This window comes from Streptomyces sp. NPDC003027 (assembly GCF_053591435.1).
On sequence record NZ_JBSFTU010000066.1, the window covers coordinates 20,927 to 27,174 of the forward strand.

5 protein-coding genes are annotated in these 6,248 nt (G+C 70.9%); 4 read left to right on the forward strand and 1 reads right to left on the reverse strand.

The genetic code is table 11. From position 1 onward, the window contains the following. The first annotated feature begins 19 nt into the window (after positions 1-19). Both ACWDX6_RS29370 and ACWDX6_RS29375 read left to right on the forward strand, forming a co-directional pair. Positions 20-463: a hypothetical protein gene (locus ACWDX6_RS29370; RefSeq protein ID WP_451487908.1), complete on the forward strand. Its 444-nt coding sequence runs from the start codon at positions 20-22 to the stop codon at positions 461-463. 111 nt (positions 464-574) lie between these two features. Then, a complete protein-coding gene (locus tag ACWDX6_RS29375; protein ID WP_451487909.1) occupies positions 575-1,318 on the forward strand; it encodes an LPXTG cell wall anchor domain-containing protein in 744 nt (247 codons plus the stop codon). A 71-nt stretch (positions 1,319-1,389) separates the two neighbouring features. Here ACWDX6_RS29375 and ppc read toward each other — a convergent pair whose 3' ends face one another. Continuing rightward, entirely contained in the window at positions 1,390-4,119 is a 2,730-nt protein-coding gene (gene ppc, locus ACWDX6_RS29380) for a phosphoenolpyruvate carboxylase (protein WP_451487910.1), read from the reverse strand. 269 nt (positions 4,120-4,388) lie between these two features. Between ppc and ACWDX6_RS29385 the strand changes: the two genes are divergently transcribed. Beyond that, positions 4,389-5,372 (forward strand): acyl-CoA desaturase, encoded by a 984-nt coding sequence (locus ACWDX6_RS29385; RefSeq protein ID WP_451487911.1) that lies wholly within the window; start codon positions 4,389-4,391, stop codon positions 5,370-5,372. Next, complete coding sequence (locus tag ACWDX6_RS29390; RefSeq protein WP_451487912.1) at positions 5,369-6,043, forward strand: TetR/AcrR family transcriptional regulator; 675 nt, start codon at positions 5,369-5,371, stop codon at positions 6,041-6,043. The genes ACWDX6_RS29385 and ACWDX6_RS29390 overlap by 4 nt, the downstream gene beginning before the upstream one ends. Positions 6,044-6,248 lie beyond the last annotated feature (205 nt).

Here is a 6,248-nt window from a genome sequence, read left to right on the forward strand (position 1 = left end):
GACTGTACGATCGCGGGTCATGACGCATGCCCGTAACGCCGCCATGGCTCTGGTCGCCCTGTTGCTCGTCGTCGCGGGCGCGTGGTCGTCCTGGGGGACGGCGCAGCACATCCTCCTTCCGAAGGGCCGTGAGCACGGCACGTTGACGGTGACCGGTTGCAACGAGGAGACGTGCAGCGGGCGTTATGTGCCGGCGGATCCGCCCTCGCCGCACCACACGCTGACGATCGAGCACTCGGTGGCGGCGGCCAAGGGCCAGACGCTGCCGGTGGTGGTGAAGCCGGGGACGGCCGAGGCGGTTCGAGCGGGGTGGGGCGGGGGTCTGCACGCCTGGCTGCCGTTGGGCGGGGCGCTGCTGCTGGCGGCGCCGGTGATCGGGGGCGGGATGCGGATGACGCGGACGGCGTGGTCGGCGGCGGCGTTGGGCGGGGCGTTGCTGGTGGGCGCGTTCTTCGCGCTGTGAAGGTCGCGTTCCGATTGTTATCGGCGGTGGGTTAAGGGTGGCTTAAAGCTACGGATAGGCTGCCCCCGCCACCTCCCACGGCATCCCTCAACTCTCAGTTGGACAGCCCATATGCGACGTTCCCTGATTTCCGCCGGCACGGTTGTCACCGCCGTGGCGGCCGCTTCTCTGCTGCTGGCGCCCGCCGCCTCCGCCTCGGGCCCCAAGGGCGACAACGGCACCGTCAAGATCCACGACTCCAAGACCGGCGAGGAGCTCCGTCAGAACGAGCCCAAGGTCTGCACCTTCTACCTCGACGCCTTCGGGTTCGACGCCGGTCAGAAGGTCGAGTGGGAGATCCAGGCCTGGGCGAAGAACGACCAGGACAAGGGCACCACGGTGAAGACCGGTGCGCTCACCCTCGACGCGGACGGTCATGAGCGCACGGAGGACATGACTCTCCCGGACGGCCAGTACAAGCTGTTCTGGGACTTCGAGGGCAAGAAGGGCGCCCCGAAGCACAAGGTCTTCAAGAGCGAGTGCGAGCCGACGAAGCCCGGTACCGAGACCACGAAGCCCGGTACCGAGACGACGAAGCCGGGTACCGAGACCACCAAGCCGGGCACGGAGACCACCAAGCCCGGTGAGACGCCGGGTACCCCCGGCTCGTCCGAGACCCCGGGTGCAACGCCGTCCGCGACGGACAGCGCCGCCGCCGGGCAGCCGGCGCCGACGGCTTCCGGGAGCAGCGCCACCGGCGATCTCGCCGAGACCGGTTCCAGCGCCCCGGTCGGCGTCATCGCCGCCGTTGCCGTCGCCCTCGCGGGCGCCGGTGGCTTCCTGGTGATGCGTCGCCGCAAGGCCCAGCAGCACTGAGTTCCGTAACGCGCGGTGCCCCCGCCGGAATCCGTGGATTCCGGCGGGGGCACCGTCGTATGCGCCGCCGGTCAGCCGGTGTTGCGCAGGCCCGCGGCCACGCCGTTGACGGTGAGCAGCAGGGCTCGTGCGAGGAGCGGGTCCGGCTCCTCGCCGCGCTCGGCCGCCTCGCGCTGGCGGGCGAGGAGGGCGACCTGGAGGTAGGAGATGGGGTCCAGGTAGGCGTCGCGGATGGAGAAGGTCTGCTGGAGCACCGGGTTGGAGTCGAGCAGTCGCTGACCGCCCGTCACCTTCAGGACCTCGGCGACGGTCAGTGCGTGCTCCGCCTCGATGGTCTCGAAGACGTGCTTGAGTTCGTCCGGGACCAGGGTGTCGACGTAGTGGCGGGCGATCCGCAGGTCCGTCTTGGCCAGCGTCATCTCGACGTTGGAGAGGAAGTTGCGGAAGAAGTGCCACTTCTCGTACATCTCGCCGAGGACCGCGTCGAGCCCGGCCTCGCGCAGCGCCTTGAGTCCTGAGCCGACACCGAACCAGCCGGGGACGATCTGGCGGGACTGGGTCCAGCCGAACACCCAGGGGATGGCGCGCAGTCCGTCGAGTCCGGCGCCGGAGTCGGGCCTCCTGGACGGCCTGGAGCCGAGGTGGAGGTCGGCCAGCTGGTCGACGGGGGTGGCGGCGAAGAAGTAGGCGGGCAGGTCCGGGTCCTCGACCAGCCTGCGGTACGCGGTGTGGGCGGCCTCGGAGACGGTGTCCATGGCCGCGTCCCAGCGGGCGAGGGCCTCGTCGGACTGGCGGGGCGCCGTGTGCAGGGCGGAGGCCTGGAGGGTGGCGGCGACCGTCAGTTCGAGGTTCTCCCGGGCGAGGGACGGGATGAGGTACTTGTCGGAGATGACCTCACCCTGCTCGGTCACCTTGATCTCGCCCTCGAGGGTGCCCCAGGGCTGGGCGAGGATGGCGTCGTGCGAGGGGCCGCCGCCGCGGCCGACGGTACCGCCGCGGCCGTGGAAGAGGCGGAGGCGTACGCCGTAGCGGTGGGCGACGTCGCGCAGCCGGCGCTGGGCGCGGTGGATCTCCCACTGGCTGGTGGTGATGCCGCCGAACTTGGAGGAGTCGGAGTAGCCGAGCATGACCTCCTGGACGTCGCCGCGCAGGGAGACGAGGCGGCGGTAGGAGGGGTCGGCGAGCATGCCGTCGAGGATGACGTCGGCGGCCTTGAGCTCGTCGGTGGTCTCCAGGAGCGGCACGATGCCGATCTTGGCCCAGCCGGCGTGGAGGTCGATGAGGCCGGCCTCGCGGGCGAGGACGGCGGCGGCGAAGACGTCGTCGGCACCCTGGCACATGGAGATGATGTACGACTCGATGACCTCGGGGCCGAACCGCTCGAAGGCCTCCTTGATCGTGTGGAAGACGCCGAGGGTCTTCTGGCCGGCCGGGTCGAGCGGGGCGGGCGTGGGCGCGAGCGGCCGCCGGGACCGCAGCTCCTTGGCGAGCAGCTTCTGCCGGTAGTCGCGCGGCATGTCGGCGTACCGCCAGGACTCCTCGCCGAGCCGGTCGAAGAGCTGGCCGAGGGCATGGTGGTGGGCGTCGGCGTGCTCGCGGACATCCATGGTGGCGAGCTGGAGGCCGAACGCGGTCAGGGTGCGGATGGTGCGGTCCATCCGGCCGTCGGCGAACAGTCCGCCGCGGTGCGCGCGCAGGGAGGTCTGGATGAGGGCGAGGTCGTGGACCAGCTCGGCGGTGCCGAGGTAGTCGCGGCCCTCCTGGTGCGGGGTGCCCTTGGCCAGGCGTTCGCGGGTGTTGACGAGCTTCTGGCGGATGCAGGTGGCCTTGAGCCGGTACGGCTCCTCCGCGTTGAGGCGCTTGTAGCGGGGGCTGATCTCGGGCAAACGTTCCAGGTCGGCCTGGAGGGAGGTGAGGAGCTCGTCGGTGGCTCCGGCGTAGCGGATGGAGTTGGAGAGGAAGCCGCGCAGCTCGTCGATGAGTTCGAGGGCGTCGTTGATGCCGTGCTCGTGCTGGAGGATCAGCACGTCCCAGGTGACCGAGGGGGTGACGTTGGGGTTGCCGTCGCGGTCGCCGCCGATCCAGGTGCCGAAGGTCAGCGGGCGGGTGCCGGCGGGCAGCTCGACTCCGACGCGCTCCAGTTCGGCGGCGAGGTCCTCGAGGACGTCGCCGACGGCGCCCGCGTGCAGCTCGTCGAGGTAGTAGATGGCGTTGCGGGCCTCGTCGGCGGGCTCCGGGCGCACGACGCGGAGCTCGTCCGTCTGCCAGATGAGGTCGATGTTCTCGGCGAGCCGCAGGTCGTGGCGGCGCCGGTCGGCCTCGATGACCGGGGTCTCCAGCAGGGCGGCGATCCGGCGCAGCTTGTTGAGGACGGAGCGGCGGGCGGCCTCGGTGGGGTGGGCCGTGAAGACGGGCCGCACGTTGAGGTTCTTCACCGTGGCGCGGACGTGCTCGGGGTCGCCGTCCTTGAGCATGTCGGCGGTGCGGGCGAGCAGGCCGCCCTCGGCGGCGCGCCTCTCGCGCAGCTCGCGGCCGCGGTGCACCTGCTCGGTGACGTTCGCCAGATGGAAGTACGTGGAGAAGGCGCGCACGAGCTTGGCGGCGGTCTCCAGGTCGGTGTCGCCGAGCAGCTCGGCGGCGGCCTCGCCGTCCTCGCGGGTGAGCCGGCGGACCTTCTCGACGAGGTCGAGGAGCTCGTGGCCCTCCTGCCGGACGAGGGTCTCGCCCAGCAGGTCGCCCAGTCGGCGGATGTCGGAACGCAGCTCGGCGTTGGCGGTGGGGGTCTGGTCGGCACTGCTCACAGGTGCGGCTCCTTGCAGTGTTTGAGCACGTCTGGAGGGGTACTGGAGGCTTGCGGACCGCGCTGTCCGACGCACCCAGGATAGGCGGCCGTCGTCGTGGTGCCGCCGGTGGCCCGTTCGCGCCCTCTTGCCGCGCGCCACCGCGCTGCCATACTTACGTCGCCGTAGGTTACGGAAGCGTAGCCACACGCTCGTGTTCGCCCGAGCTTGTCCGCTCCTGTCCGTTTCCCCCTCTTCCCCCTCTCCTTCCTTTCTCCCCAGGGACATCCATGACCACAAGCCCCGAGGTGACCTCGGACTCCGAGGAGCTCGTCTCCGCCACCGCCCAGCCCTCCGCCACGCTCGGCGGTGACAGCAAGCGTTCGATCGAGCAGATCGCGCTGCTGCTGTTCATCACGGTGCCCTTCCTGGCCCTGCTGGCGGCGGTGCCGCTGGCGTGGGGGTGGGGGGTGAGCTGGCTCGATCTGGGTCTGCTGGTGGCGATGTACTACATCGGCTGCCACGGCATCACGATCGGCTTCCACCGTTACTTCACGCACGGTTCCTTCAAGGCGAAGCGGCCGCTGCGGATCGCGCTGGCGATCATGGGGTCGCTGGCGGTGGAGGGGCCGCTGGTGCGCTGGGTGGCCGACCATCGCAAGCACCACAAGTTCTCCGACGCGGAGGGCGACCCGCACTCGCCGTGGCGGTTCGGTGAGACCGTACCGGCGCTGATGAAGGGCCTGTGGTGGGCGCACATCGGCTGGATGTTCGACGAGGAGCGCACGCCGCAGGCCAAGTACGCGCCGGATCTGATCAAGGACCCGGCGATCCGGGCGATCTCGCGGCAGTTCATCGGCTGGACCGCGCTGTCGCTGGCGATTCCGCCGCTGGTGGGCGGTCTGGTGACGATGTCGTGGTGGGGCGCGTTCACCGCGTTCTTCTGGGGCTCCCTGGTACGGGTGGCGCTGCTGCACCACGTGACCTGGTCGATCAACTCGATCTGCCACGCGGTCGGCAAGCGGCCGTTCAAGTCGCGGGACCGCTCGGGCAACGTGTGGTGGCTGGCGGTGCTGTCGTGCGGTGAGTCCTGGCACAACCTGCACCACGCGGACCCGACGTCGGCGCGGCACGGGGTGCTGCGCGGCCAGGTGGACTCCAGCGCGCGGCTGATCCGCTGGTTCGAGCAGCTCGGCTGGGCCTACGACGTGCGCTGGCCGGACGCGTCGCGGATCGAAGCCCGGCGCCGGGGCGAGCCCGCCGACGCGGCATGATGGAGAACGTGGCGATCGACGGCGGTACCAGCAGCAGCGAGAAGCCCCGGCGCGGCCGCCGGGTGAGGATGACCGGCGCGGAGCGCCGGGAGCAGCTGCTGGACATCGGCCGGACCCTCTTCGCCGAGAAGGGGTTCGAGGGCACGTCGGTGGAGGAGATCGCGGCGAAGGCGGGGGTCTCCAAGCCGGTGGTGTACGAGCACTTCGGGGGCAAGGAGGGGCTGTACGCGGTCGTGGTCGACCGGGAGATGCGCCAGCTCCTCGACATGGTGACGGGGGCGCTGACCGCCGGCCATCCGCGTGAGCTGCTGGAGCAGGCGGCGTTCGCGCTGCTCGACTACATCGAGCGGTACACGGACGGCTTCCGGATCCTGGTGCGGGATTCGCCGGTGGCCCAGTCGACGGGCACGTTCGCCTCGCTCATCAGCGATATCGCCACGCAGGTGGAGGACATCCTGGGCCTGGAGTTCAAGGCGCGGGGCTTCGATCCGAAGCTGGCGCCGCTCTACGCCCAGGCGCTGGTGGGCAGTGTGGCGCTGACGGGCCAGTGGTGGCTCGACGTCCGCAAGCCGAAGAAGGCGGAGGTCGCCGCGCATCTGGTGAACCTGGCCTGGCACGGCCTGGACGGCCTGGAGCAGAAGCCCCGGCTGATAGGGCACCGCAAGAGCTGACGCGGCCGTTCGCAAAGGCCCGCGCCGGGTCGGGGCCTCGCGGGTCCTGGACCCATGTCGGCTTCGGGCCTCGCAAGTCCGGGCCTCGCGGGTCCGGGCCTCGCGGTCGAGGGCCGCGCGGGTCCCGGCCTCACGTGTCGGCTTCGGGCCTCGGTGGTGATCCGCGGGTCGGGGTGCGGGGCGCCGCGGGGGCGGCGCCCCGCAC

Bases quoted from the DNA above. Each gene is read 5' to 3' on its own strand.
- ACWDX6_RS29370 (WP_451487908.1), top strand. From the start codon at position 20: ATGACGCATGCCCGTAACGCCGCCATGGCTCTGGTCGCCCTGTTGCTC.
- ACWDX6_RS29375 (WP_451487909.1), top strand. From the start codon at position 575: ATGCGACGTTCCCTGATTTCCGCCGGCACGGTTGTCACCGCCGTGGCG.
- ACWDX6_RS29385 (WP_451487911.1), top strand. From the start codon at position 4,389: ATGACCACAAGCCCCGAGGTGACCTCGGACTCCGAGGAGCTCGTCTCC.
- ACWDX6_RS29390 (WP_451487912.1), top strand. From the start codon at position 5,369: ATGATGGAGAACGTGGCGATCGACGGCGGTACCAGCAGCAGCGAGAAG.